This is a genomic window from Aeromicrobium sp. EU05-FHT14F07 (assembly GCF_058790455.1).
Genome location: NZ_JBYTCR010000016.1, coordinates 86,766 through 109,999, shown reverse-complemented (window position 1 = coordinate 109,999; position 23,234 = coordinate 86,766). Strand labels below are relative to the sequence as shown.

At 73.1% G+C, this 23,234-nt stretch carries 24 protein-coding genes; 16 read left to right on the top strand and 8 right to left on the bottom strand.

What is annotated here, in order from left to right:
* The first annotated feature begins 566 nt into the window (after positions 1 to 566).
* From AC3WRM_RS14365 to AC3WRM_RS14355, 3 genes are all read left to right on the top strand, one after another.
* Positions 567 to 1,361: an NYN domain-containing protein gene (locus AC3WRM_RS14365; RefSeq protein WP_492249100.1), complete on the top strand. Its 795-nt coding sequence runs from the start codon at positions 567 to 569 to the stop codon at positions 1,359 to 1,361.
* A gap of 62 nt (positions 1,362 to 1,423) precedes the next feature.
* On the top strand, positions 1,424 to 2,902 hold the full coding sequence (locus AC3WRM_RS14360) for an Ada metal-binding domain-containing protein (RefSeq protein ID WP_492249099.1): 1,479 nt from the start codon (positions 1,424 to 1,426) through the stop codon (positions 2,900 to 2,902).
* A complete protein-coding gene (locus AC3WRM_RS14355; RefSeq protein ID WP_492249098.1) occupies positions 2,899 to 3,360 on the top strand; it encodes a methylated-DNA--[protein]-cysteine S-methyltransferase in 462 nt (153 codons plus the stop codon). The genes AC3WRM_RS14360 and AC3WRM_RS14355 overlap by 4 nt, the downstream gene beginning before the upstream one ends.
* 15 nt (positions 3,361 to 3,375) lie before the next feature.
* Here the strand turns inward: AC3WRM_RS14355 and AC3WRM_RS14350 are convergent, their stop codons facing one another.
* The gene (locus AC3WRM_RS14350) at positions 3,376 to 3,990 is read right to left on the bottom strand and encodes a class F sortase (RefSeq protein ID WP_492249097.1); all 615 of its coding nucleotides are present in this window, start codon (positions 3,988 to 3,990) and stop codon (positions 3,376 to 3,378) included.
* A complete protein-coding gene (locus AC3WRM_RS14345) occupies positions 3,983 to 4,813 on the bottom strand; it encodes a CHRD domain-containing protein (protein ID WP_492249096.1) in 831 nt (276 codons plus the stop codon). Before AC3WRM_RS14345 ends, AC3WRM_RS14350 begins: the two co-directional genes overlap by 8 nt.
* Positions 4,814 to 5,041: 228 nt before the next feature.
* On the opposite strand from AC3WRM_RS14345, the gene AC3WRM_RS14340 reads away from it, so the two are divergent.
* The 3 genes from AC3WRM_RS14340 to AC3WRM_RS14330 all read left to right on the top strand — a co-directional run bounded on the left by AC3WRM_RS14340 (position 5,042) and on the right by AC3WRM_RS14330 (position 6,838).
* A complete protein-coding gene (locus AC3WRM_RS14340) occupies positions 5,042 to 5,551 on the top strand; it encodes an RNA polymerase sigma factor (protein WP_492249095.1) in 510 nt (169 codons plus the stop codon).
* The gene (locus tag AC3WRM_RS14335) at positions 5,548 to 6,276 is read left to right on the top strand and encodes a hypothetical protein (RefSeq protein WP_492249094.1); all 729 of its coding nucleotides are present in this window, start codon (positions 5,548 to 5,550) and stop codon (positions 6,274 to 6,276) included. Before AC3WRM_RS14340 ends, AC3WRM_RS14335 begins: the two co-directional genes overlap by 4 nt.
* Before the next feature lie 76 nt (positions 6,277 to 6,352).
* The gene (locus AC3WRM_RS14330) at positions 6,353 to 6,838 is read left to right on the top strand and encodes a hypothetical protein (RefSeq protein WP_492249093.1); all 486 of its coding nucleotides are present in this window, start codon (positions 6,353 to 6,355) and stop codon (positions 6,836 to 6,838) included.
* 27 nt (positions 6,839 to 6,865) lie between these two features.
* On the opposite strand, the gene AC3WRM_RS14325 is transcribed toward AC3WRM_RS14330, so the two are convergent.
* Positions 6,866 to 7,582, bottom strand: a complete 717-nt coding sequence (locus AC3WRM_RS14325) for an IclR family transcriptional regulator (RefSeq protein WP_055965411.1) — start codon at positions 7,580 to 7,582, stop codon at positions 6,866 to 6,868.
* A 108-nt stretch (positions 7,583 to 7,690) separates the two neighbouring features.
* Here AC3WRM_RS14325 and leuC point away from each other — a divergent pair, with 108 nt between their 5' ends.
* The 5 genes from leuC (at position 7,691) to AC3WRM_RS14300 (ending at position 12,199) form a co-directional block, all read left to right on the top strand.
* Positions 7,691 to 9,115: a 3-isopropylmalate dehydratase large subunit gene (leuC, locus tag AC3WRM_RS14320; protein ID WP_492249092.1), complete on the top strand. Its 1,425-nt coding sequence runs from the start codon at positions 7,691 to 7,693 to the stop codon at positions 9,113 to 9,115.
* A gap of 3 nt (positions 9,116 to 9,118) precedes the next feature.
* Positions 9,119 to 9,718, top strand: a complete 600-nt coding sequence (gene leuD, locus AC3WRM_RS14315) for a 3-isopropylmalate dehydratase small subunit (protein WP_370189458.1) — start codon at positions 9,119 to 9,121, stop codon at positions 9,716 to 9,718.
* A gap of 127 nt (positions 9,719 to 9,845) precedes the next feature.
* Complete coding sequence (locus AC3WRM_RS14310; RefSeq protein WP_492249091.1) at positions 9,846 to 10,322, top strand: Rv1443c family protein; 477 nt, start codon at positions 9,846 to 9,848, stop codon at positions 10,320 to 10,322.
* Between the two features lie 60 nt (positions 10,323 to 10,382).
* Complete coding sequence (locus tag AC3WRM_RS14305; RefSeq protein WP_492249090.1) at positions 10,383 to 11,198, top strand: lysophospholipid acyltransferase family protein; 816 nt, start codon at positions 10,383 to 10,385, stop codon at positions 11,196 to 11,198.
* A complete protein-coding gene (locus AC3WRM_RS14300; protein WP_492249089.1) occupies positions 11,198 to 12,199 on the top strand; it encodes an NAD(P)H-dependent glycerol-3-phosphate dehydrogenase in 1,002 nt (333 codons plus the stop codon). Before AC3WRM_RS14305 ends, AC3WRM_RS14300 begins: the two co-directional genes overlap by 1 nt.
* Positions 12,200 to 12,224: 25 nt before the next feature.
* Here AC3WRM_RS14300 and AC3WRM_RS14295 read toward each other — a convergent pair whose 3' ends face one another.
* Entirely contained in the window at positions 12,225 to 13,289 is a 1,065-nt protein-coding gene (locus tag AC3WRM_RS14295) for a trans-sulfuration enzyme family protein (protein WP_492249088.1), read from the bottom strand.
* Between the two features lie 116 nt (positions 13,290 to 13,405).
* Here AC3WRM_RS14295 and AC3WRM_RS14290 point away from each other — a divergent pair, with 116 nt between their 5' ends.
* The gene (locus AC3WRM_RS14290; protein WP_492249087.1) at positions 13,406 to 14,479 is read left to right on the top strand and encodes a D-alanine--D-alanine ligase family protein; all 1,074 of its coding nucleotides are present in this window, start codon (positions 13,406 to 13,408) and stop codon (positions 14,477 to 14,479) included.
* An 868-nt stretch (positions 14,480 to 15,347) separates the two neighbouring features.
* Here the strand turns inward: AC3WRM_RS14290 and AC3WRM_RS14285 are convergent.
* Together AC3WRM_RS14285 and AC3WRM_RS14280 are read right to left on the bottom strand one after the other, a co-directional pair.
* A complete protein-coding gene (locus tag AC3WRM_RS14285) occupies positions 15,348 to 15,824 on the bottom strand; it encodes a DUF3515 domain-containing protein (protein WP_492249086.1) in 477 nt (158 codons plus the stop codon).
* A complete protein-coding gene (locus AC3WRM_RS14280) occupies positions 15,803 to 16,039 on the bottom strand; it encodes an Lrp/AsnC family transcriptional regulator (RefSeq protein ID WP_067861677.1) in 237 nt (78 codons plus the stop codon). Before AC3WRM_RS14280 ends, AC3WRM_RS14285 begins: the two co-directional genes overlap by 22 nt.
* Positions 16,040 to 16,119: 80 nt before the next feature.
* Between AC3WRM_RS14280 and AC3WRM_RS14275 the strand changes: the two genes are divergently transcribed.
* Complete coding sequence (locus tag AC3WRM_RS14275) at positions 16,120 to 17,097, top strand: thiamine-phosphate kinase (protein ID WP_492249085.1); 978 nt, start codon at positions 16,120 to 16,122, stop codon at positions 17,095 to 17,097.
* A gap of 20 nt (positions 17,098 to 17,117) precedes the next feature.
* On the opposite strand, the gene AC3WRM_RS14270 is transcribed toward AC3WRM_RS14275, so the two are convergent.
* Positions 17,118 to 18,572 carry an amidase gene (locus tag AC3WRM_RS14270; RefSeq protein ID WP_492249084.1) on the bottom strand — a complete coding sequence of 485 codons (1,455 nt, stop codon included), beginning with the start codon at positions 18,570 to 18,572 and terminating at the stop codon, positions 17,118 to 17,120.
* Complete coding sequence (gene rpmB, locus AC3WRM_RS14265) at positions 18,542 to 18,727, bottom strand: 50S ribosomal protein L28 (RefSeq protein ID WP_055965440.1); 186 nt, start codon at positions 18,725 to 18,727, stop codon at positions 18,542 to 18,544. The genes AC3WRM_RS14270 and rpmB overlap by 31 nt, the downstream gene beginning before the upstream one ends.
* Before the next feature lie 168 nt (positions 18,728 to 18,895).
* Here rpmB and AC3WRM_RS14260 point away from each other — a divergent pair, with 168 nt between their 5' ends.
* The 3 genes from AC3WRM_RS14260 to rsmD are packed head-to-tail and all read left to right on the top strand — an operon-like array spanning position 18,896 to position 23,233.
* Entirely contained in the window at positions 18,896 to 20,491 is a 1,596-nt protein-coding gene (locus AC3WRM_RS14260) for a DAK2 domain-containing protein (RefSeq protein WP_492249083.1), read from the top strand.
* A gap of 10 nt (positions 20,492 to 20,501) precedes the next feature.
* Positions 20,502 to 22,682, top strand: coding sequence for an ATP-dependent DNA helicase RecG (gene recG, locus AC3WRM_RS14255; protein WP_492249082.1), 2,181 nt, complete (start codon positions 20,502 to 20,504; stop codon positions 22,680 to 22,682).
* Entirely contained in the window at positions 22,679 to 23,233 is a 555-nt protein-coding gene (rsmD, locus tag AC3WRM_RS14250; protein ID WP_492249081.1) for a 16S rRNA (guanine(966)-N(2))-methyltransferase RsmD, read from the top strand. Before recG ends, rsmD begins: the two co-directional genes overlap by 4 nt.
* Position 23,234: the final 1 nt, after the last annotated feature.

Sequence of the window (23,234 nt, the reverse complement as noted above, 5' to 3'; positions counted from 1 at the left end):
CACCCTAGATGTATTCTCTAGTCTCGTGGGCTCGGAGATGTGTATAAGAGACACCCTGAAGAGCGCTCTTCAGGTGGCAGATCCACCGCTGACGGGGCCAGGGCGTGAAGGATTCTTCCTTCTCGTGGAACGGTCCACGAGAAGGAAGAATCCTTCGTCTCCCCGACGCAAAGGGCACCCAAGATTGTGCATTCGCGCGTTGAGATCGGAACGCTTCTGCGTTCACGACGGGATCCCGTAGCAAACGCATAACCCTTCGCCATTCCGCACACGAACGCAGATCCTTGCGTTCCACAGCGCGGGCCGCAGCCCGAGACCCGAAGCCGGCTCCCGCCCAACCGCCCGGTCGAGGCCCTTTCGGAGCGCAGGACGAGTCGAAGCCGCGCCGACGCAGCCCCACCTCCGCGAGAAGCCGCACCGACGCAGCCCCACCCGAGAGACAAGCCACACCAGCGCAGCCCCACCCGAGCGAGAAGGCCCACCCGAACGACAACCCCCCCCGCCCCCGCCCGACACCCCGCCGACGGGTGGTTCGGCGTCTCACCCCACGCCCCTAGGGTGGACCCATGCCTCCTGCTCGCATCGCTGTGCTCATCGACGCCGACAACGCGCCCGCCTCGAAGATCGGCGCGATCCTGTCGCAGGTCGCGAAGTCGGGGAACGCGCACGTCCGGCGTGCGTACGGTGACTGGAAGAACTCGCACCTGAAGGGGTGGGAGAGTCGGCTGCAGGAGTTCGCGATCGCGCCGGTGCAGCAGTTCGCGTACACGAAGGGCAAGAACGCGTCCGACATCGCGATGGTGATCGACGCGATGGACCTCCTGCACGCCGGGGTGGCCGACGGCTTCGCGATCGTGTCGAGCGACGCAGACTTCACGCCGCTCGTCATGCGGCTGCGCCAGTCGGGCGCCGAGGTGCTCGGGTTCGGCGGGGAGAAGGCGCCGAAGGCGTTCCAGAACGCCTGCTCGACGTTCTACAAGCTCGAGACCCTGCGTGAGGACGACGACACGGAGGACGACGTCGAGGACGCGCCGGGGGTGGAGACGCCCGACGACGTCGACGTGACGGCCGCGAAGCCCGCCGCCGGACGCACCCGACCGTCGCAGCGGGTCGACGGCGCGACGCTCAAGAGCGACCGACAGCTGGTCCGGATGCTGCGCACGGCGGTCGAGGAGGCCGCCGACGACGACGGGTGGGCGCAGCTGTCGCAGGTGAGCGACCAGATCCGCAACCAGTCGTCCATCCAGCCCGGCAACTACGGGTACGCGAAGTTCAGCGGGCTGATCGAGGCGATCGACCTGTTCGAGGTCAAGCGTGACGGGAAGTCCGTCATGGTGCGCCGCAGGAAGCGCGGGCGCTGACGCCCCACGGCCACGTCCGAATCCCGCCAGAGACGTCAGGTCCGTCGGGGCAGGATGGGGGTGTGGACGACGTCGAGGCGCAGTACCGGGCGGTGAGCTCGCGGGACGAACGGTTCGACGGCGTGTTCTTCACGGCGGTCCGCACGACCGGCATCTACTGCCGGCCGTCGTGCCCGGCGCGGACCCCGCGACGCGAGAACGTCGAGTTCCACCGCAGCGCCGCGTCCGCGGAGGCCGCCGGCTTCCGCGCCTGCCGACGCTGCCGCCCCGACTGCACGCCCGGGTCGCCGGAGTGGGACGTCCGCGCCGACGTGGTCGGCCGTGCCGTCCGGCTGGTGCGCGACGGCGTCGTCGAGCGTGAGGGGGTGCCGGGGCTCGCGCGCCGGCTCGGCTACAGCGAGCGGCACGTCACCCGCATGCTCACGCAGGAGCTCGGCGCCGGTCCGCTCGCGCTCGCGACGTCGCAGCGCACGCGGACGGCGCGCGTGCTCGTCGAGACGACCGAGCTGTCGATGGCCGACGTCGCGTTCGCGTCGGGGTTCTCGTCGGTGCGCCAGTTCAACGACGCCTTCCGGCGGGCGTTCGCCCGCACGCCGACCGAGCTGCGCGCCCACGGCGCCGCGGGTGCGTCCGTCGGCGGTGCGCTGCACCTGCGGCTCGCCGTCCGCCAGCCGTTCCATGTCGACGCGCTGGCCGGGTTCCTGGCCGACCACGCCGTGCCGGGCCTGGAGCGTGGTGACGGGCGACTGTTCGCGCGCGTGCTGACCTTGCCCCACGGGAACGGTGTCGCCGAGATGGTGCTGCACGACGACCACGTCGCCGTCCGGCTCGAGCTGGCCGACCAGCGCGACCTCACCGCGGCGGTGGCACGACTGCGTCACCTCCTCGACCTCGACGCCGACCCTGCCGCCGTCGACACCGCGCTGGCCGAGCCGGGCCCGCACGCGGTCGACCTGGCCGACCTCGTCGTGTCCCGTCCTGGCCTGCGGGTGCCGGGGACGGTCGACGCGGTCGAGACCGCCGTGCGCACCGTGGTCGGGCAGCAGGTCTCCGTCAGCGGCGCCAGGACGGTCCTGAGCCGTGTGCTGGCGACGGCGGGGGAGCCGGTGACGTTCGGCCTCGCGCACGAGCACGGGCTCACCCACGCGTTCCCGACGGCGGAGGCACTCGCCGCGCTCGACCCCGAGGCCCTCCCGATGCCGCGCTCACGCGGACGCACCGTCGTCGGGCTCGCGCACGCGGTCGCCGCGGGCGACCTCTCGCTCGACGTCGGCGTCGACCGGGACGAGGCGAGCCGCGCGCTCCTCGCGCTCCCGGGCATCGGGCCCTGGACGGTCGGCTACGTCCGCATGCGCGGTCTCGGCGACCCCGACGTGCTCCTCGACACCGACCTGGTCCTGCGCCGCATCCTCGACGCCCGCGGCGCGTCGGCCGACGACGTCCGACGGTGGAGCCCCTGGCGCTCCTACGCCGGCATGCACCTGTGGACCGAGCACCTCGCCCGCCAGGCCGAGCAGCGCACGAGAGGATCGAGAGCATGAGCACCCGATGGATCGACTCACCGATCGGAGGCCTGCGGCTGCACGCGTCGGCCGGGCTCCTCACGAGGATCGAGTTCGACGCGGAACCGGTCGGCCGACGGGTCGCCGACCCCGTCCTCGACCTCGCGGAGGAGCAGCTGGCGGCCTACTTCGCGGGCGAGCGGCACGACTTCGACGTCCCGCTCGCGAACGACGGCACCGAGTTCCAGAAGAAGGTGTGGGGCGAGCTGCGCCGGATCCCCTACGGCGAGACCGCGAGCTACGCCGACGTCGCACGGCGCCTCGGGTACGAGCCCGTCGTCTCGCGCGCGGTCGGTGCGGCGAACGGGGCGAACCCGCTGCCCGTCGTCGTGCCCTGCCACCGCGTGGTCGGGTCCGACGGCTCGCTCACCGGCTACGCGGGTGGCGTCGAGCGCAAGCGCATCCTGCTCGCGCTGGAGCGGCCCGGCCTGTTCTGACCGGACCTCCCGGTCTCACACCTCGGCGGCGAACACGACCCGGTTCTCGGTGTACCGCCCGACGCCGCGGTCGTACGGACCGGTGCAGGTGATCAGCCGCAGCTGGGAGTCGCCGGTCTCGCCGTACACGTCGTCGGTGGGGAAGCGGCCGTCCTGGGGCACGTCGCGCACCTCGGTGATCTCGTAGGTGCGACGCTGGTTCCGGGTGTCGACGACGCTCACCCGCTGGCCGACCTGCAGCTCAGTGAGCCGGGCGAAGACGGCCGGGCCCGTGCGCGAGTCCTTGTGGCCGGCGATGACCACCGGCCAGGTCTCGCCCGGCTTGCCGCCGCCGGTGAACCAGCCGACGCGGGCTGGGTCCTTCGGCACCTCGAGCTCGCCGCTCGCGTCGTCGATGCCGAGGTCGACGAGCTCCTCGTCGAGACCCAGCGACGGGATCGTCACGCTCCTCGGGGGAGCGGCGGCGCGGTCGGCTGCCGGGCTCGTCGGTGCCGCAGCGGTCGCGGAGGTGCTGGGCGTGCTGCGAGGCGCCTCCTCGGCCGCCTCGCCCTGCCCGCCGCACCCCGAGAGCAGCGCGACGAGCAGGACGGCGAGCAGGACGACCGGGGCGACGCGGGTGCGCTCAGGCACCCTGGCGACGCCGCGTGACGGCGGCACCGGCGACGCCGAGGCCGAGCAGCGTCAGGGCCGCGACGGGCAGCAGGGTCGGGGAGCCGGCGGTGCCGCCCTGCCCCGTGTCCACGCCGTTGACCGGCAGCTCCCGCTCCTCGCCGACGTCAGCGGCGTCCTCGCCCGGTGCGGGCTCGCCGTCGGTGGGGGGAACCGGCTCCTCCTCGACCGCGTTCGCCGCGTCCAGCAGCTCCTGGCTGAAGACCAGCTGACCACGCACGGCGCCCGCGGTGAAGCCGGCGGTGTGCGTGTCGGCCGAGAAGCCGGCCGGGTTCGCCTCGAGCTGCGCGAGGGTGAAGCCGGTGCCGGTGTCGGTGCCGTTGGGTGCGAGACCGGTGGTGAACGGACCCTCCGAGCAGCCCGTGCTGGTGCGCACCGTCGCGGTCGGGTCGTCGGCGGGGGTCGGGTTCGGGAAGGCGATGCGCGGCGGGCCGTTGACGCCGGCGCCGGTCTCGTGGATGTGCGTCGCGGTCTTGGCAGGGCTCTGGTACGGCGTCACCACGTTGTTCAGCGTGATGTTCCAGCAGATGACCTCCTCGTCGGAGCTCACCAGGAACTCGAAGCGACCCGTCGCGCCCGGCTGGCCGACGCCGACGGTGCCGTCGGTGCCGACGACCTGCTGCGGCGTCGCGTCGACGACGAAGGCGCTCGTGAAGGTCTCCGGCGGGTCGACGGGGTCGGGGGTGTCGGCCGAGGCGGTGGACCCGAGGGCGCCGAGGGTCAGGGTCGCGGTCGTCGCGAGGACTCCCGCTCCGGTCCATCGGGTGGCGCGCTTCACGGTCATGGTGGTCCCTTCGTCGTGAGGCGCCGGACGACGCCCGCTCGCGGGGTGTACGTCCGTCGACGACGTCGCGTTCACGTCGTCGACCGGGTTTCTTCTCCCCGCGGATCGGTGAACGGTGACGGGGTGGCGCGCGTAGACCTCTGCGTGAGCGCGACGTCGGTGATCGATCTGCCGAGTCGTCCTCGCGTGGCTACGGTGGTGCGGACCCGAGCGCGAGAGGACGGCCGGATGGATGCTCGCGGGTTCGACGTCCGTGCCGCGTACGCCGCCCACGGCCGGGACCTCCTGGGCTTCATGGTGAACGCCCTCCGCGACCGCGGACTCGCCGAGGAGTGCGTGCAGGAGACCTTCACGCGCGCGTGGCAGGCGCGGGACCGCTACGACCCGGCGCGCGCCTCGCAGCGCACGTGGCTGTTCGCCATCGCCCGCAACGTCGTCGTCGACGCCGTGCGGGCGCGGGCACGCCGGCCCGCGCCCGCGTCGGGGGAGCAGGTCGAGGAGTCGGCGACCCGCGACGCGGACCTCTCACGGACGCTGGACCACGTGACGCTGGTGTGGGCGCTGGCCCAGCTGAGCGACGCGCACCGCCGGGTCGTCGTGGCCGTGCGGCTGGAGGGCTTCGGGTACGACGAGCTCGCGGAGCGCGACGGCGTGCCGGTCGCGACCCTGCGCACGCGCATGTTCCACGCGCTGCGAGCCCTGCGTGCGATCCTCGACGAGGGAGAGGAGAGTCGATGACCACGTCGGACCGTCGTGAGCAGCTGCTGGCTGCCGCTGCCACGGGTGCCCTGGACGCCGACGAGCAGGCCGAGCTCGACGCCCTGCTGCGCGCGGACCCGCAGGCGCGTGAGGAGCTCGAGGCACTGCGTCGCGATGTCGAGGGGCTGGGGGCCTGGCGTGCTCCCGACGGGGAGGGCTGGCTGGACGCCGAGCCGTCGCAGCGGCTCGACGCACGCGTCGCGTCCCTCGGCGTCGCTGCGACGTCCGGGCGAGCGTCGGGAGGACGACCCACCGCGACCGCCACCGTCGGCCGGCGCCGTGGACGCCTGGTGCTGGCGGCTGCCCTGCTCGTGCTGGCCGGTTCCGGTGGGACGCTCGCCCTGCAGGCCGTCACTGATGAGCGTCCGGTCGTGGGCCCGCCCGGCACGCTCGGTGCCGTGGAGACGCTCGAGCCGGTGCGTGGGGACAGCCGCGAGCCGGCCTACGTGGAGGCGGCGTTCGTCGCGCACACGTGGGGGACCGAGGCCGTGCTCGACGTGCGGCGCACGCGTCCGGGCGCGGTCTACGCGGTCTACGTCGTCGACGAGGCCGGCCGCGAGGTCGAGGCGGGCGGGTTCCTCGGCTCGCCGGTCGAGGTGCACTGCCGGGTCAACGCCGCGGTCGCCCGGCAGGACGTCTCCGGCCTGCGGATCGTCGATGCCAGAGGTGCGACGGTCGCCCGTGCGCCCGCTCCGCGCGTGTGACGGTTGCAGGGTTCATCGACGTGTCATCTTCGTCTGTCATCATCCGGCCGGAGCCCTGACGAGAGCAAGGAGTGAGATGGCCAAGGTCACGTCGTCCGACGACGCCACGCGCGCCGTGGGCAAGGCAGGCGTCGAGAAGTCCGGCAAGAACGCGGGGAAGAGGACGAAGAAGGCGAAGAAGGCGAAGAAGAAGCAGGCCGTCTCCGAGGCCGAGGAGCAGCTCGCGAAGGCGCTCAAGCAGGTGGAGAAGCTGCGGTCGACGGTCGAGCTGCTCGAGGGCAAGCTGGAGAAGTCGAAGGCGAAGTCCCAGCAGTGGAAGGCAGAGGCGCGGCAGGAGCGCACCAAGGTGGCCAAGCTGGAGGCGAGGCTGCGTCGGGCCAAGCGCGACGCACCGGTCGACCGGCAGCCGCCCGCCGATCGCGGCGACCTGCCGGTGGACGACCCGTCCGTGCCGGACGCGTCGTGGACCGTCGTGCGGCTGCGGGCCGCGGCCCGCGAGAAGCAGCTCCCCGGCGTCTCGCGCATGACGAAGGCGGCCCTGCTCGAGGCGCTGCGGTCCTAACCTCGTCCGCCGACCCGGGCGGGGCGCTCAGCCGGCGCGGCGCAGGCTCTGGCTGAGCCGCTCCGCCGCAGCGGCGACGGCCGGCGCGTGCATGCGTCCAGGCTGACGGGTGAGTCGCTCGAGCGGACCCGACACCGACACTGCCGCCACGACCTTGCCCGAGGGGGAGCGGACCGGGGCCGAGACCGAGCCGACGCCGGGCTCGCGCTCGCCGACGCTCTGCGCCCAGCCCCGTCGGCGCACGGCCGACAGCTCCGCGGCGGAGAACGTCGCCTTGAGCAGCCCCTTGTTCATCCGCTCGGGGTCCTCCCACGCGAGCAGGATCTGCGCGGCGGACCCGGCGGCCATGGTGAGCTGACCGCCGACGGGGATCGAGTCGCGCAGGCCGGTGGGCCGGTCGGCCGCGGCGACGCACACGCGAAAGTCGCCCTGGCGCCGGTAGAGCTGGGCCGACTCGCCGGTGATGTCGCGCAGCCGGGCGAGCACCGGGCCGGCGGCGGCGAGCAGCCGGTCCTCGCCCGCCGCGGCCGCGAGCTCGCCGAGCCGCGGACCGAGCACGAAACGGCCCTGCATGTCGCGCGAGACCAGGCGGTGGTGCTCGAGGGCGACGGCGAGCCGGTGCGCGGTCGGTCGGGCGAGCCCGGTGGCGGCGACGAGACCGGCCAGCGTGGCGGGGCCCGGCTCGAGGGCGGAGAGCACGAGGGCTGCCTTGTCGAGCACTCCCACACCACTGGCGTTGTCCATGCCTTGATACTGCCGTATCGCATGGTGAGACGCAAGTGTTACGCTCGGCACGTGCGGCCACGGGGTCGCACGGACCGAGCCAGACACGTCAGAGGAGAGATGATCGCGATGGGCAGGACGCTCGCGGAGAAGATCTGGGACGACCACGTCGTCCGCACGGCCGACGGTGAGCCCGACCTCCTCTACATCGACCTCCACCTCATCCACGAGGTCACGAGCCCCCAGGCGTTCGACGGCCTACGGCTGTCCGGCCGCCCCGTCCGTCGCCCGGACCTCACGCTGGCCACCGAGGACCACAACATCCCGACCACGGACCTCGACAAGCCGATCGCCGACCCGGTCTCGCGCACCCAGGTCGAGACGCTGCGCCGCAACGCCGAGGAGTTCGGCGTGCGGCTGCACCCCATGGGCGACATCGACCAGGGCATCGTCCACGTCGTCGGCCCGCAGCTCGGTCTGACGCAGCCCGGCATGACGATCGTGTGCGGCGACTCCCACACGTCGACGCACGGCGCGTTCGGCTCCATCGCCTTCGGCATCGGCACGAGCGAGGTCGAGCACGTGCTGGCCACGCAGTCGCTCTCGCAGGCCAAGCCGAAGATGATGGCGGTGGAGGTCGAGGGCACGCTCCCCGAGGGCTCGACCGCCAAGGACCTGATCCTGGCGCTCATCACGCAGGAGACCACCGGCGGCGGCCAGGGCTACATCGTCGAGTACCGCGGCGAGGCGATCCGCGCGCTCTCCATGGAGGAGCGCATGACGATCTGCAACATGAGCATCGAGTGGGGCGCGAAGGCCGGTCTGATCGCCCCCGACGAGACGACGTTCGAGTACATCCAGGGCCGTCCGCACGCCCCGCAGGGCGAGGCATGGGACGAGGCCGTGGCCTACTGGCGCGACCTCGTCACCGACGACGACGCCCACTTCGACAAGATCGTGCGTCTCGACGCCTCGCAGGTGACGCCGTTCGTCACGTGGGGCACGAACCCCGGCCAGGGTGCTCCGCTGTCGGCGACGGTCCCCGACCCCGAGAGCTTCGAGGACCCGATCGAGCGCGAGGCCGCCGCCAACGCCCTCGCCTACATGGGGCTGGAGGCCGGCACCCCGCTGCGCGACATCGCCGTCGACACCGTGTTCGTCGGCTCGTGCACCAACGGCCGCATCTCCGACCTGCGCCGCGCCGCTGAGCTGATCAAGGGCCACAAGGTCGCCGACGGCACGCGCATGCTCGTCGTGCCCGGGTCGGTCCGGGTCCGTCTGCAGGCGCAGGAGGAGGGCCTCGACCAGGTCTTCACCGAGGCCGGCGCCGAGTGGCGCGGCGCGGGCTGCTCCATGTGCCTCGGCATGAACCCCGACCAGCTGACGCCGGGCGAGCGCAGCGCCTCGACGTCGAACCGCAACTTCGAGGGACGCCAGGGCAAGGGCGGCCGCACGCACCTGGTCTCGCCCGACGTCGCGGTCGCCACGGCCGTCCTCGGCCACCTGGCCAGCCCCGCCGACCTCGAGCCCGTCCGCGCGACCGCAGGAGTCTGAATCATGGAGAAGTTCACCTCGCACACCGGCGTCGGCGCGCCCCTGCGTCGCAGCAACGTCGACACCGACCAGATCATCCCCGCCGTCTACCTGAAGCGGGTCACCCGCACGGGCTTCGAGGACGGGCTGTTCGCGGCCTGGCGCAACGACCCCGACTTCGTGCTCAACCGCGAGCCGTACCAGCACGCGACGATCCTGGTCGCCGGTCCCGACTTCGGCACCGGGTCGTCCCGCGAGCACGCCGTGTGGGCGCTGCAGAACTACGGCTTCAAGGCGGTCATCAGCTCGCGGTTCGGCGACATCTTCCGCGGCAACTCCGGCAAGGCCGGCCTGCTCGCCGCGCAGGTCGACGAGAAGGTCGTGCAGCGGCTCTGGGACCTCCTGGAGGAGGAGCCGGGTGCGCAGATCACCGTCGACCTCGAGTCGCGCACGGTGCGGGCCGGCGAGGGTCCCGACGCCATCGTCGACTCCTTCACGATCGACGACTACACCCGTTGGCGCCTGCTCGAGGGGCTCGACGACATCGCCATCACGCTCTCCCACGACGACGACATCGCCGCCTACGAGCAGCGTCGACCGGCCTTCAAGCCGGCCACGCTCTGACCCACGCCCAGACGTCCGCACGACGCGGCGCGGGTCCGCCTCGCTCGCTCTTGACCGCACCCGAGGTGCCGGTGCGAGAGTGAGGCGAGCGCGGGTCCGCAGGACCCGGGAGGGACGGGAGCCAGCGATGACCGTGGTCGTGGAGGTCGCGTCGACCGTCCCGCTGCCGCGTGAGGTGGTGTGGGCGCGCGTGGCGTCCGTGGCGGGCATCCAGCACGAGATGATGCCGTGGCTGCTCATGTCGATGCCACGCGGCACCGAGCACCTCGACGTCCACACGCTGCCCGTCGGTCAGCCGCTCGGCAAGGCCTGGCTCCGGCTGTTCGGCGTGCTGCCCGTGGAGTACGACGACCTCACCGTCGTCGAGCTCGAGCCCGGCCGCCGGTTCCGTGAGGTCTCGCGGATGCTGTCCGCCCGCCGGTGGGAGCACGAGCGGACGCTGACGTCGGTGGACGGCGGCGGCACGCAGGTGCACGACAGGCTCACGATCGATCCCCGCCTGCGCCACGGCGCTGGTGCCACTCACGCGGTCGTGTCGGCGATCTTCCGGCACCGTCACCGTCGGCTGGCCCGGTGGTGCGAGGAGCACCCGACCAGCGCCTGAGGGCTCGACACGTGCCGCCCGTCACGCCGCGCGGCATCGGCACGTCATAGGGTCGGCCCCATGGATCGACCCCGGGCCCAGCTGCCGAGAGCGACCCGGTGGATCGTGCGGATCCTGCGGCCGTTCCTCATGGTCGTGACCCGTCGCGACTGGCGCGGCGTCGAGAAGCTGCCCCGCGACGGCGGCTACGTGATCGCCCCGAACCACATCTCGCACCTCGACCCCATCCTCATCAGCCACTTCATGGTCGACCAGGGCGTGACCCCGCGGTTCCTCGCGAAGGACACGCTGTTCTCCGTCAAGGGCCTCGGACCGCTCCTCAGCGGCGCGGAGCAGATCCCCGTGCACCGCAGCACCGAGGGCGCAGCCGAGTCGCTGCGCTCGGCCGTCGCCGCGGTCGAGGAGGGGAAGGTCATCTCGATCTACCCCGAGGGCACGATCACCCGCGACCCCGACCTGTGGCCGATGAGCGGGCGCACCGGCGCGGTCCGGGTGGCCCTCGCCACCGGCCGTCCGCTCGTGCCGCTCGCGCAGTGGGGGGCGCAGCGCATCCTCTGGCCGTACACGAAGGTCCCGCGGTTCCTTCCGCGCAAGACGATCCACGTGGTGGTCGGTGACCCGGTCGACCTGTCCGACCTCGTCGGCCTGCCGATCACCGAGGACGTGCTGCGCACGGCGACGGACCGGCTGATGGACACCCTGACCGTGATGGTGGGCGAGATCCGCGGGGAGCTCCCGAGTGGTCCCCGGATCGACGTGCACACGCTCGCCGCCCCTCGGACCGCGTACCGTGCACCGACCGACGCGACCGACGACGTCGCCCCTCCAGCCGACCCCGCCTCGCCCGGCGCGGACGACACCCCGAAGGAGCCGTGATGGCCAGGACCGCCGTGATGGGAGCAGGATCGTGGGGCACCGCCTTCGCGCTGGTGCTGGCCGACGCCGGGAACGACGTGCGCCTGTGGGGACGCCGCGCCGAGCTCTGCGACGCGATCAACGCGACGCACGAGAACGCCGACTACCTGCCCGGCATCGCCCTGCCGGAGACCATCCGTGCGACGAACGACCCGCGCGAGGCGCTCGCCGACGCCGAGGTCGTGGTGCTCGCCGTGCCGTCGCAGCAGCTGCGCGCCAACCTCGGCGACTGGGGCGACGCGATCGACGACTCCGCCGTCCTGGTCAGCCTCATGAAGGGCGTCGAGCTCGGCACGCACCTGCGCATGAGCGAGGTGGTCGCCGAGCTGACGGGTGCCGGTCCCGAGCGGATCGCCGTGGTCACCGGCCCGAACCTGGCGAAGGAGATCGCCCGGCGGGAGCCGGCGGCGAGCGTCGTGGCGTGCGCCGACCAGGCCGTCGCCGAGCGGCTCCAGAAGCTGTGCCACACGGCAGCGTTCCGGCCGTACACCAACACCGACGTCATCGGCTGCGAGCTCGGCGGCACCACCAAGAACGTGATCGGGCTGGCCGTCGGCGTGTGCATCGGTCTCGGCTTCGGCGACAACACGAAGGCGTCGGTGATCACGCGCGGTCTCGCCGAGACCGCCCGGCTGGGCGTCGCGATCGGTGCCGACCCGCTGACCTTCTCCGGGCTGGCCGGCATGGGCGACCTGGTGGCCACCTGCTCGTCGCCGTTGTCGCGCAACCGCACCTTCGGCGAGAAGCTCGGTCAGGGCCTGAGCGTCGAGGAGGTGACGGCGCAGACCCGGCAGGTCGCTGAGGGCGTCAAGTCGTGCCTCTCCGTCGCCGAGCTGGCCGCCGCGCACGACGTGGAGATGCCGATCGTCACCCACGTCGCAGCGCTCATCGCGGGGGAGATGGACCCCGAGGCGCTCGTGAAGGCGCTCATCTCGCGCGAGGCCAAGCCCGAGGTGCGCTGATCCCTCGTGCTGCCCGCGGCGGGCGTCAGATCGTCGCCAGGGACCGCTCGACGTCGTACCAGATGTCCTCGACGTCCTCGATGCCCACCGAGAGCCGCACGAGGGACTCGGGCACCACGGCAGGCTCTGCCGCGTGCCGCCGACGTCGCTCCCAGGTGGACTCCACCCCGCCGAGGCTGGTGGCGTGGGTGATCACGTCGGACTGCTCGGTGACCTTCTGTGCCATCTCCGGACCACCCTTGACCTCGAAGGACAGGATCGTGCCCCAGCCGGGGTAGCGGATGCCGGAGACCACCGACGACGACTGCAGGCGGCGGGCGATCTCACGGGCGTTGGCCTCGGCGCGGTCGAGGCGGACGTGCAGCGTGCGGATGCCGCGGGTGGCCAGCCAGCACTCCATCGCCCCGGGGATGGCACCGAGGTTCGCGCGGCGGGCCTCGATCGCCCGGTGCGCGCGAGGGTTCCCCGTGACGACGGCGCCGAGGATGACGTCGCTGTGGCCGGAGATCAGCTTCGAGGCCGAGTGCACGACGAAGTCGGCGCCGAGCTCGAGCGGCTTCTGCCGCAGCGGCGTCGCGAACGTGTTGTCGACGGCCACGGCCGTGCCGGCGCGGGCGGCCTCGGCGGCGATGTGCTCGACGTCGGCCACCTCCAGCAGCGGGTTGGTGGGCGACTCGAGCCAGACGAGCGCGGCGTCGTCGGCGGCGTCGACGACCGCCTGGGTGTCGGTGACGTCGACGAGCCGCAGGTCGATGAGTCCGCGTCGCGCGCGCTCGCGCAGCTGCACCAGCGTGCCCGAGTAGGCGCCTGCCGGGGCGACTACCGCGGCCCGGGCGGGCACGAGGTCGAACACGGCGGCGCACGCCGCCTGGCCCGACGCGAACGCCAGCGCACGACCGCCCTCCAGCGCTCCCAGCACCTCCTCGAAGGCGGTCCATGCCGGGTTGCCGTGACGTCCGTACTCGGACTCCCCTCCGGGGACGAGGGCGCTCGCCAGCGTGATCGGCGCGTTGAGCGGGGCCCCCGGAGTGCGAGCGGGACGCCCGGCTCCGACGGCGATGGTCGACGACGAGAGCTCGGGTCCGTGCATGACCTCCATTGTGCAGGCCGCCCCCGACACAGCCCAGGGCCCGAGGGCCTCGACCTCCGTGACATGTTCCATAGGCTCCCGCGGCACGTCGTCGGCGCGGGCTAGGCTGACGGGCGATGAACGAGACCTCCAGCACCGTGCCCGCCCGTCCTCGGGTCGTCGTCCTCTTCGGCGGGCGTTCCAGCGAGCACGGGGTCTCCTGCCTCACGGCACGCAACGTCGTGGGGGTCGTCGACCGTGAGCGCTACGACGTCCGGACCGTGGGCATCACCCCCGACGGCCGCTGGGTGCGCGACGACCTGTCCGCGCCGGTACCCGCGAGCGGGCTGCCGCAGGTCGCCGTCGACGGCGAGCCGTTCGCGTGGGAGGAGCTGCGCGACGTCGACGTCGTGCTGCCGCTGCTGCACGGCCCCTGGGGCGAGGACGGCACCGTGCAGGGCCTGCTCGAGGTCGCGGGTGTGCGCTACGTCGGGGCCGGCGTGCTGGCCAGCGCGGTCGGCATGGACAAGCCGTTCACCAAGACGGTGTTCGCGGCCGCCGGCCTGCCGCAGATCCCGTACGTCACGATCCTGCCCGCCCAGTGGGACACCGAGCGCGACAAGGTGCTCGCCCGCGTCGGCGCGCTCGGGCTCCCCGTGTTCGTCAAGCCGGCCCGGGCGGGGTCGAGCTCCGGCGTCACGAAGGTCGACGACGCCGGGTTCCTCGTCGAGGCCGTCGAGGCCGCCCGCAAGCACGACCCCAAGGTGATCGTCGAGGCCGCCGCCGTCAACAAGCGCGAGCTCGAGGTCGGCGTCATCCAGCAGCCCGACGGCACCCCGCTGGCCAGCGTCGTCGGCGAGGTCCGCAACGACGACACCACGCACGACTTCTACGACTTCGAGGCGAAGTACCTCGACGGCACCAGCGCCAACCTGGTGCCCGCCGACGTCTCCGACGTCTTCGCCGCCCGCATCCGCGACTACGCCGTGAAGGCCTTCACCGCCATCGGCGGCGAGGGCCTCGCCCGCGTCGACTTCTTCGCCACCGACTCCGCCCCCGACGGCCTGGTCATCAACGAGATCAACACGATGCCCGGCTTCACCTCGACGTCGATGTTCCCGGTCCTGTGGGAGGCCAGCGGCATCAGCTACGCCGAGCTCGTCGACCGCCTCCTCCAGCTCGCCCTCCACCGCTCGCCCGGACTGCGCTGAGGGGGTCCGCCCTGCAACGGTCGTGACCTTGTCGGCGCGCTGCTGCAGGGGGTCGTGACCTTACTGGTGCGCTGCCTGCGGTGGTCGTGACCTTGCTGGTGCGCTGCCTGCGGTGGTCGTGACCTTGCTGGTGCGCTGCCTGCGGGGGTCTCGTCGTGCTGGTGCGCTGCCTCGGCTTTCGCTGGGTGTGGTCTCCGAAAGGGCCTCGACCGGGCGGCTGGCAACCGCGCTGGTCTGGGGTCCCGGGCTGTGGCTTCGGCACGAGGTGGACGCAAGATGCTGCGTTCGCGTGCGGGAGGGCTAAGGGTTCTGCGTTTGCTACGGGATCCCGTGGTGAACGCAGAAGCGTTCAGTCTCGAGCGCAGGAATGCAGCATCTTGGGTGCCCTTTGGGTTGGGGTGACGAAGGATTCTTCCTTCTCGTGGAACGGTCCACGAGAAGGAAGAATCCTTCACACGTCTGGCCCCGTCAGCGGTGGATGCGCCACCTGTAGAGCGCTCAGAAGGTGGCAGATCCACCGCCGGACCACGCAAACGCAAAATCTTGGGCCAGTCACGCACGAAGGAAGAATCTTGGGTCCACAGCGCGAGCCGCAGCCCGAGAACCCAGCCCACCGGCCCGCCAGCCGCCCGGTCGAGGCCCTTTCGGAGACCACCTCCTCGAGAAGCCGCGCCAGCGCAGCCCCACCCGAGTGAGAACCCGCGCCAGCGCAGCCCCACCCGAGCGAGAACCCGCGCCGACGCAGCCCCACCCGAGCAGCAACCCGCACCCACGCAGCCCCACTCGACCGAGAACCCGCACCCACGCACCCCGCAGGACGAGGCGTACCCGCACCCACGCACCCGCAGGGCGCCGAGCCGAGGCGACGTCAGCCCTGGCAGCGCCGCTCGGCGGGGACGTGCTTCTGGATGCTGGCGGCGAGGTCGATGAGGACGTCGGAGGCGGGGTCGTGGACGGCGGGGACGTCGACCTCGACGTTGACGCGGCGGTAGACGGTGGTGAAGCGGAAGCCGTCGGCGGTCTGCTCGCCGAACCAGTCGACGTCGTCGAAGGTGGCGCACTGCGACGTCGGCTCGAACGCGTCGGGGGTGGGCACGCCGCAGCGCAGCACGACGGGCGGGTCGCCCCAGGCGGCGGCGGGCACGTCCTGCTCCAGTCCGCGCTTGTCGAGGCCGCCGACCGACGCGGGCAGGTCGGCGAGGAGCGCCTGGCAGTCGACGTCGGTGCCGGGCTCGGTCGGGTAGGCGTCGACGAGCACACCGCTCCCGCAGGCGCTCAGCGGGACCACGACGAGAGCGGCGGCCAGGAGGCCGGCGCGGCGGGTCAGATCTTGACGACGGGGCACGTCAGCGTGCGGGTGATGCCGGCGACCTTCTGCACGCTCTGCACGACGAGCGTGCCGAGCTGGTCCATCGACGGACCCTCGGCGCGGACGATCACGTCGTACGGGCCGGTGACGTCCTCGGACACGGTGACGCCGGGGATCGCGGCGATCTCCTGCGCGACCTGGGCGGCCTTGCCGACCTCGGTCTGGACGAGGATGTAGGCGTGGACCGTCATGAGGACCTCCTGCTCGGGAACCTCGACACCATAGCCGACCACGCCGGTGTCCCGGCGTCCGGCTGGTCCACAATGGACGGGTGCCAGCGCAGCAGCAGGGCCCGGGGCCCGGGACGGTGTCCGACGTCGGCGAGTTCGGCCTGATCGACCAGGTCACGGAGGCCGGGGGCACGTCCGACCGGGTGCTCATCGGGCCCGGCGACGACGCCGCCCACGTCCGCACCGCCGACGGCACGTTCGTCGTGTCTACCGACCTGCTGGTCGAGGGCCGGCACTTCCGTCGTGACTGGTCGACGGCGCTGGAGATCGGCCGGAAGGCCGCCGCCGCGAACCTGTCCGACCTGAACGCGATGGGCGGAGTGGCGACCGCGCTCACCGTGGGGCTCGGCGTCCCCGCCGACACGCCCTCCGCCTGGGTGGTGGAGCTGGCGAAGGGGTTCGAGCAGGAGGCCGCGGTCGTCGGCGCGCACGTCGTCGGAGGCGACATGACCGCGAGCGACGTGGTCGTCGTGGCCGTCACGGTCATGGGCGACGCCCCGCGCCCGGTCCGACGCTCCGGCGCGCTGCCCGGCGACGTCGTGGCCGTGGCCGGACGCCTCGGCTGGTCGGCGGCCGGTCTGGCGACCCTGGGGCGCGGGTTCCGCTCGCCGAAGGCCGTGGTCGACGCCCACCGGGTGCCCGCCCCGCCCTACTGGGCCGGCCGGGCGGCGGCCGACGCGGGCGCGACGGCGATGATCGACGTCAGCGACGGCCTGCTGGCCGATCTCGGGCACGTCGCCCGAGCCAGCGGCGTCGTCGTCGACCTCCGCACCTCGGCGCTGACGATCGACGCACCCCTGCTGACCGTCGGGGAGGCGCTCGGCCTCGACCCGCTGTCGCTGGTCCTCACCGGCGGCGAGGACTTCGCGCTGACCGCCACGTTCAGCGCGCCCACCGTGCTGCCCGACGGCTGGACGGTGGTCGGCGAGGTGCGCCACGTGCCCGCGGGTGCCGCGCCGACCGTGCTGGTCGACGGCGCGCCGTGGGAGGGCGAGCCCGGCTGGCGCCACTGGCGCTGACCTGCGCCCGTGGGACGGGCCTACGTCAGCGGCGCGACGCCGTCCTGGATGCGCGCGAACGGCTGGGCCGCCTCGAGCTCGTACGACAGCTCCAGGAGCGGACGCTCCTGGCCGTGCAGCGCCTGCAGCTGGACGCCGATCGGGAGCCCGTCGCCGGTCCGCCCGAGTGGCAGCGACACGGCGGGCGTGCCGGTGGCGTTGTTGAGCGGCGTGAACGCGGCGTAGCGGACGAGCCGGTCGAACATCTCCGGGAAGGGCTGGTTCGGGGAGAGGTGGCCGAGGCGCGGTGTCGTGTGGGCGACGGTGGGGGAGAGGGCCACGTCGAGGCGGTGCTCGGCGAAGTGCGTGCGCACCACGTGCTCGGAGCGCCTGAGCGCCCGGACGGTGCGTGGCAGGCGCCAGAACGACCGTGCGAACCGCGCCGCGAGGAACCGGGTGAGCGGATCGGTCGCCGTCGTGTCGAACTGCGGGTGCATGACCCGCCGTCCGAAGTGCTGCGTGGAGAACGCGAGCATGGCCCAGTAGTGGGTGAACGCGTCGACGAACGTGTCGTCGGCGGGCAGCGGCACCTCGACGACGTCGTGGCCGAGCGACGTGAGCAGCTCGACGGTGGCGAGCACGGCGGCGCGCGTGTCGGCGTCGGTGGGGGTGTCGGTGAGCGAGTCGAGGACCAGCCCGACGCGCAGCCGTCGCGGCGACGGTCCCTCGACGAGACCGACCGGTGGAAGGCCGGGGGCCGTGCGGTGCGCCTCGGCCGCGGCGAGGAAGTGGGCGGTGTCGCGCACGGTCCGGGTGACGACGCCGTTGCAGACGACGTCGACCGGCAGCTGCGCCGCGTGCGCGTCGGGCTCGAGCCGCCCTCGCGTGGGCTTCAGGCCGACGAGGCCGCACGCCGCGGCGGGGATGCGGATCGAGCCGCCGCCGTCGTTGGCGTGCGCGATCGGCACGACGCCGGACGCGACGAGCGCCGCGGCGCCGCCGGACGACGCGCCGCTGGAGAAGGCGGTGTCCCACGGGTTGCGGGTGGGATTCCCTTGGTCGAACTCGGTGCTGGCGTTCCAGCCGAACTCCGGCAGGGAGGACTTGCCGAGCGGCACGAGCCCCGTCGCGCGGAGCTGGGTGGTGAACGGTGCGTCGGCGGGGGCGGGCACGTCGGGCATGGCCCGCGAGCCCTGCCGCGTGGCCAGACCCGCGACGTCGGTGTTGTCCTTGACGTACGTCGGCACGCCGGCGAGGCGGCCGGTGAGGGGGCCCGCGGCCAGCGTCAGCGCACGCTCGACGTCGGCGACGACGATCGCGTCGAGATGCGGCTCCACGCACGCAGCGCGGTCGACGGCTGCCTGAGCAGCGTCGACCGCGCTGATGTCGCCGCGACGGATCGCGGCTGCCAGGGCGACGGCGTCGTGCTCACCGAGCGCGTCGTCGCCGAAGGCGTGGACCTGCCTCAGCGGCTGACCTTGCCGGCCTTGAGGCACGACGTGCAGACGTTGAGGCGCTTGGGCGTGCCGTCGACGACGGCGCGCACGCGCTGGATGTTGGGGTCGAAACGACGCTTCGTGCGTCGGTGCGAGTGGGACACGTTGTGGCCGAAGCCGGGTCCCTTGGTGCACACGTCACAGACCGCTGCCACAGCGACCACTCCTGCAAGCTCGAGAACGGGGTTCGTCGGACGACGAACGTACGAAAGGCGTGCCCGGTGAACGGGCAACCACGTAAGGATAGCCGATGCCCCGGGGGCGGGGCCAATCGCCCTCGCGGCGCCAGGCGCCACGTCGGTGGCCCACGCTAACCTGCCCCCATGGTCCTGCGCCTGCGAGCCGACGCCTTCCGCGCGTGGACGCAGCTCTGCGTGCAGGCGCTGTCCACCGCGCGCGCCGAGATCGACGCCCTCAACGTGTTCCCCGTGCCCGACGGCGACACCGGCACCAACGCCTACCTGACGTTCGTGGCCGGCGCCGACGCCGTCGCGGCGCTGCCCGACGACGTCGTGCTGCGCGACCTGGTGCGGGCGCACACCGACGGACTGCTCATGGGCGCCAAGGGCAACAGCGGCGTGATCCTGTCCCAGCTCGTCCGGGCGGTGTTCGGCGACCTCGACCTCGACGCCGAGGTGCGCGCCGACGACGTCGCGCACGCGTTCCGCGCCGCCTCCGACGCCGCGCACGCGGCGGTGGGCCGCCCGGTCGAGGGCACGATCCTCTCCGTCGCGCGGGCGGCGGCCGACGGCGCCCAGGACGCGGTCGAGTCCGGTGCCGAGGCGCGCGACGTCTTCGCCCTGGCGGCCGCGTCGGCGCGGGTGGCCCTGGAGCGCACCCCGGAGCAGCTGGCGCGGCTCGCGGAGGCCGGCGTCGTCGACGCGGGCGGACGGGCCCTCGTGGTCGTCCTCGACGCCACCGAGCGTGCCCTCACGGGCCGCGCCCCCACACCGGCCGCGCAGCACGTGCCCACGCCGCTGGCCGCGTCCGGCGACGACTTCGTCGAGGGCGGTCCGGCCTATGAGGTCATGTACCTCCTCGACGCCGACGCGAGCGAGATCCCGCCGCTGCGGCACACGCTCGACACCCTGGGCGACTCGCTCGTGGTGGTCGGCGGCGACCGGCTCTGGAACGTCCACGTCCACGTCGACGACGTCGGCGCGGCCATCGAGGCAGGTCTGCAGGCCGGTCGGCCCTACCGCATCGCCGTCACGCACTTCGCCGACCAGGTCGCCCGCCAGCAGGGTCGGCGCCGGTCCGGCCGGGCCGTGGTCGTGGCCGCCACCGGCGCGGGCCTGGCCGACCTCTGCCGCGACGCGGGGGCCCACGTCCTCGAGTTCACGCGGGAGCGTCCGGTCGACGTCTCCACCATGCTCGAGACGCTGCGCGGCCTCGACGCCGAGGAGGTGGTGGTGCTGCCGAACAACCAGCGCTACGTCGGTCTCTTCGACGCCGCGGCCAAGCAGGTCAGGGCCGACGGCGTCCGTGTCGCGGTGATCCCCACCCATGCGCAGGTGCAGGGGCTCGCCGCGCTCGCCGTCCACGACCCCGGTCGCGACTTCGACGAGGACGTCGTCGCCATGTCGAGCGCCGCGGCGCACACCCAGCACGGGGCCGTCACCGTCGCGGTCGAGCCCGGCATCACGATGGCCGGACCGTGCGAGGCGGGCGACGTGCTCGGCGTCGTCTCGGGCGACTTCGCGGTCGTCGGCTCCGACGTCGCCGAGGTGGCCGGCGCGGTGCTCGACCGGCTGCTGTCACCCACGGCCGAGCTCGTCACGCTCGTCGTCGGGGACGGCGCCGACCGCACGGTCGCCGAGACGCTGTCGCACCGGCTGCGCGACGAGCGGGTCGACGTCGACGTCGTCGTGTACGAGGGCGGCCAGGAGAACTACCCGCTCTTCGTGGCGGTCGAGTAGGGGTGCGGTCGTGACCACCAGTCCTGCGGCGTCCGGACCGACGAACCCGCCGGAGCGTCGGCTGCGCTCCGTCGTGGGCGACGCGACGGCCAAGAAGCTCGCGACCCTCGGCCTGGAGACCATCGACGACCTCCTGCGGCACTACCCGCGGCGGTACGTGTCGCTGGGGGAGATGACCGACCTCGCGTCGCTCCAGGTGGGGCAGTACGCCACCGTCATGGCGCGCGTCGTCGAGGCGGTCAACAAGCGGTTCGGTCCGGGAGGGCGCAAGACGCGCACGGAGGTCACGCTGACCGACGGCAACGCCCGGCTGACGCTCACGTTCTTCTCGCAGCCGTGGCGGCAGGCGCAGCTGACGCCCGGCACGGTCGGCCTGTTCGCGGGCGAGGTGGGCCAGTTCAACGGTCGGCTCCAGCTCACGCACCCGCTCTACGAGCCGCTCGAGGGCCCCGACGCCCTGGAGGGGCGCATCGCCCGCGGGATCATCCCGATCTACCGGGCGAGCGCGAAGATCCCGTCGCTCGCCATCGAGCGCTCCGTCGAGACGGTGCTGCCCGTCGCCGACGTGGAGGACCCGCTCCCGGAGGACGTCCGGGCGGACCGGGGGCTCCCGTCCGCCGACGTCGCGTTCGAGATGATCCACCGTCCCCGCTCGGACCAGCAGTGGCGCACCGCGCGCGACCGCTTCCGCTTCGAGGAGGCGTTCGTCCTGCAGACGGTGTTCGCGCAGCGTCGTCACGCCGCGCTCGGCCAGGCCGCGGTGCCGCGTCCTCGTCGGACGGGCGGTCTGCGCGACGCGTTCGAGGAGCAGCTGCCCTTCACGCTCACCGACGGGCAGCGTGCGGTGGTCGGGGAGATCGAGGCCGACCTCGCGCGCGAGCACCCCATGCACCGACTGCTGCAGGGCGAGGTCGGCTCGGGCAAGACCGTCGTCGCTCTGCTGGCGATGCTCCAGGTCGTCGACGACGGCGCGCAGGCGGTGCTGCTCGCGCCCACGGAGGTGCTGGCCGCCCAGCACCACCGCGGCATCACGGCGATGCTCGGAGCGCTCGCCGAGGGCGGCATGCTGGGAGGAGCCGCCGAGGGCACACGGGTCCGGCTGCTGACCGGCTCGATGGGTGCGAAGGCCCGCAAGGAGGCGCTGCTCGACGCCGCGTCCGGCGCGGCCGGCATCGTCATCGGCACGCACGCGGTGCTGCAGGACACCGTGCAGCTCGCCGAGCTGGGACTGCTCGTGATCGACGAGCAGCACCGCTTCGGCGTGGAGCAGCGCGCCGTGCTCGTCGACCGCTACGACACCAAGCCGCACGTGCTCGTCATGACCGCCACCCCCATCCCGCGCACCATCGCGATGACGGTGTTCGGCGACCTCGAGACCTCCACGCTCAGCGAGCTGCCCGGTGGGAGGCGGCCCATCCAGACCACCGTCGTGCCGGCGGCCGAGCGTCCCGACTGGCTCGCCCGCGCGTGGGACCGGGTGCGCGAGGAGGTCGCCGACGGACGCCAGGCGTACGTCGTCGTCTCGCGCATCGGCGACGGTGACAAGGAGGCGGGGGAGCAGGCGGACCCCGAGGGCCCGCCCACCCGGTCGCTGGTCGACCTGCACGAGGAGCTCGCCGCCGGTCCGCTGGCAGGGCTGCGCCTCGGGACCCTGCACGGACGCCAGCACCCCGACGAGAAGGACGCCACGATGACCGCCTTCGCGCGGGGCGAGATCGACGTGCTCGTCGCGACGACCGTCGTCGAGGTCGGCGTCGACGTCCCCAACGCCACCGTCATGGTCGTCGTCGACGCCGAGCGCTTCGGCGTCTCGCAGCTGCACCAGCTGCGCGGGCGTGTCGGCCGAGGGGGCCACGCGGGGCTCTGCCTGCTGGTCACCTCCGCCGAGGACGGCTCGCCCTCGCGGGAGCGTCTCGACGCCGTCGCCTCCACGTCCGACGGGTTCGCCCTGTCGCGGCTCGACGCCGAGCAGCGCCGCGAGGGCGACGTGCTGGGTGCGGCGCAGTCGGGGGTGCGCAGCAGCCTGCGGCTCCTCTCGGTCGTCAAGGACGAGCAGGTCATCGCCGACGCCCGTGAGGCGGCCACCGCGTTCGTCGCGGCCGATCCCGGGCTGGCGACCGCACCCGACCTGCGGGCCGCGGTCGAGAGGCTCGAGCAGTCGCAGCAGGCCGACTACCTGGAGCGCACGTGACCCGGGTGATCGCGGGACGCTGGGGCGGTCGACGTCTGCGCACGCCTCCGGGCGACGGCACGCGTCCGACGTCGGACCGCGTCAGGGAGTCGCTGTTCTCCTCGTTGCAGTCGCTGTTCGGCGGTCTCGACGGGGTCCGGGTGCTCGACCTCTACGCCGGGTCGGGGGCGCTCGCGCTGGAGGCGCTGTCGCGGGGGGCGGCGTCGGCCGACCTTGTCGAGTCCGACCGGCGCGCCGCCCAGGTGGCGCAGCAGAACGTGCGCGAGCTCGGCGCCGGGGCGCAGGTGCACCGCACGACGGCCGCCTCCTTCGTGGCCGGCGCGACGGGCCCCTACAACCTCGTGCTGCTCGACCCGCCGTACCCCGTGCCGACCGACGACGTCGCCGCGGTCGTGGCAGGGCTGGCCGACGCCCTCGCGGACGACGCGGTCGTCGTGGTGGAGCGCTCCACCCGCACGCCGTTCGTGTGGCCCGCCGGCTTCGAGGGGTTCCGCGACCGCGCCCACGGCGAGACGACCGTGTGGTTCGGTGCCCGCTCCGACGAGTCCTGAT

Bases quoted from the DNA above. Each gene is read 5' to 3' on its own strand.
- AC3WRM_RS14365 (WP_492249100.1), top strand. From the start codon at position 567: ATGCCTCCTGCTCGCATCGCTGTGCTCATCGACGCCGACAACGCGCCC.
- AC3WRM_RS14355 (WP_492249098.1), top strand. From the start codon at position 2,899: ATGAGCACCCGATGGATCGACTCACCGATCGGAGGCCTGCGGCTGCAC.
- AC3WRM_RS14345 (WP_492249096.1), bottom strand. From the start codon at position 4,813: ATGACCGTGAAGCGCGCCACCCGATGGACCGGAGCGGGAGTCCTCGCG.
- AC3WRM_RS14340 (WP_492249095.1), top strand. From the start codon at position 5,042: ATGGATGCTCGCGGGTTCGACGTCCGTGCCGCGTACGCCGCCCACGGC.
- AC3WRM_RS14335 (WP_492249094.1), top strand. From the start codon at position 5,548: ATGACCACGTCGGACCGTCGTGAGCAGCTGCTGGCTGCCGCTGCCACG.
- AC3WRM_RS14330 (WP_492249093.1), top strand. From the start codon at position 6,353: ATGGCCAAGGTCACGTCGTCCGACGACGCCACGCGCGCCGTGGGCAAG.
- AC3WRM_RS14325 (WP_055965411.1), bottom strand. From the start codon at position 7,582: ATGGACAACGCCAGTGGTGTGGGAGTGCTCGACAAGGCAGCCCTCGTG.
- leuC (WP_492249092.1), top strand. From the start codon at position 7,691: ATGGGCAGGACGCTCGCGGAGAAGATCTGGGACGACCACGTCGTCCGC.
- leuD (WP_370189458.1), top strand. From the start codon at position 9,119: ATGGAGAAGTTCACCTCGCACACCGGCGTCGGCGCGCCCCTGCGTCGC.
- AC3WRM_RS14310 (WP_492249091.1), top strand. From the start codon at position 9,846: ATGACCGTGGTCGTGGAGGTCGCGTCGACCGTCCCGCTGCCGCGTGAG.
- AC3WRM_RS14305 (WP_492249090.1), top strand. From the start codon at position 10,383: ATGGATCGACCCCGGGCCCAGCTGCCGAGAGCGACCCGGTGGATCGTG.
- AC3WRM_RS14300 (WP_492249089.1), top strand. From the start codon at position 11,198: ATGGCCAGGACCGCCGTGATGGGAGCAGGATCGTGGGGCACCGCCTTC.
- AC3WRM_RS14295 (WP_492249088.1), bottom strand. From the start codon at position 13,289: ATGCACGGACCCGAGCTCTCGTCGTCGACCATCGCCGTCGGAGCCGGG.
- AC3WRM_RS14290 (WP_492249087.1), top strand. From the start codon at position 13,406: ATGAACGAGACCTCCAGCACCGTGCCCGCCCGTCCTCGGGTCGTCGTC.
- AC3WRM_RS14280 (WP_067861677.1), bottom strand. From the start codon at position 16,039: ATGACGGTCCACGCCTACATCCTCGTCCAGACCGAGGTCGGCAAGGCC.
- AC3WRM_RS14260 (WP_492249083.1), top strand. From the start codon at position 18,896: ATGGTCCTGCGCCTGCGAGCCGACGCCTTCCGCGCGTGGACGCAGCTC.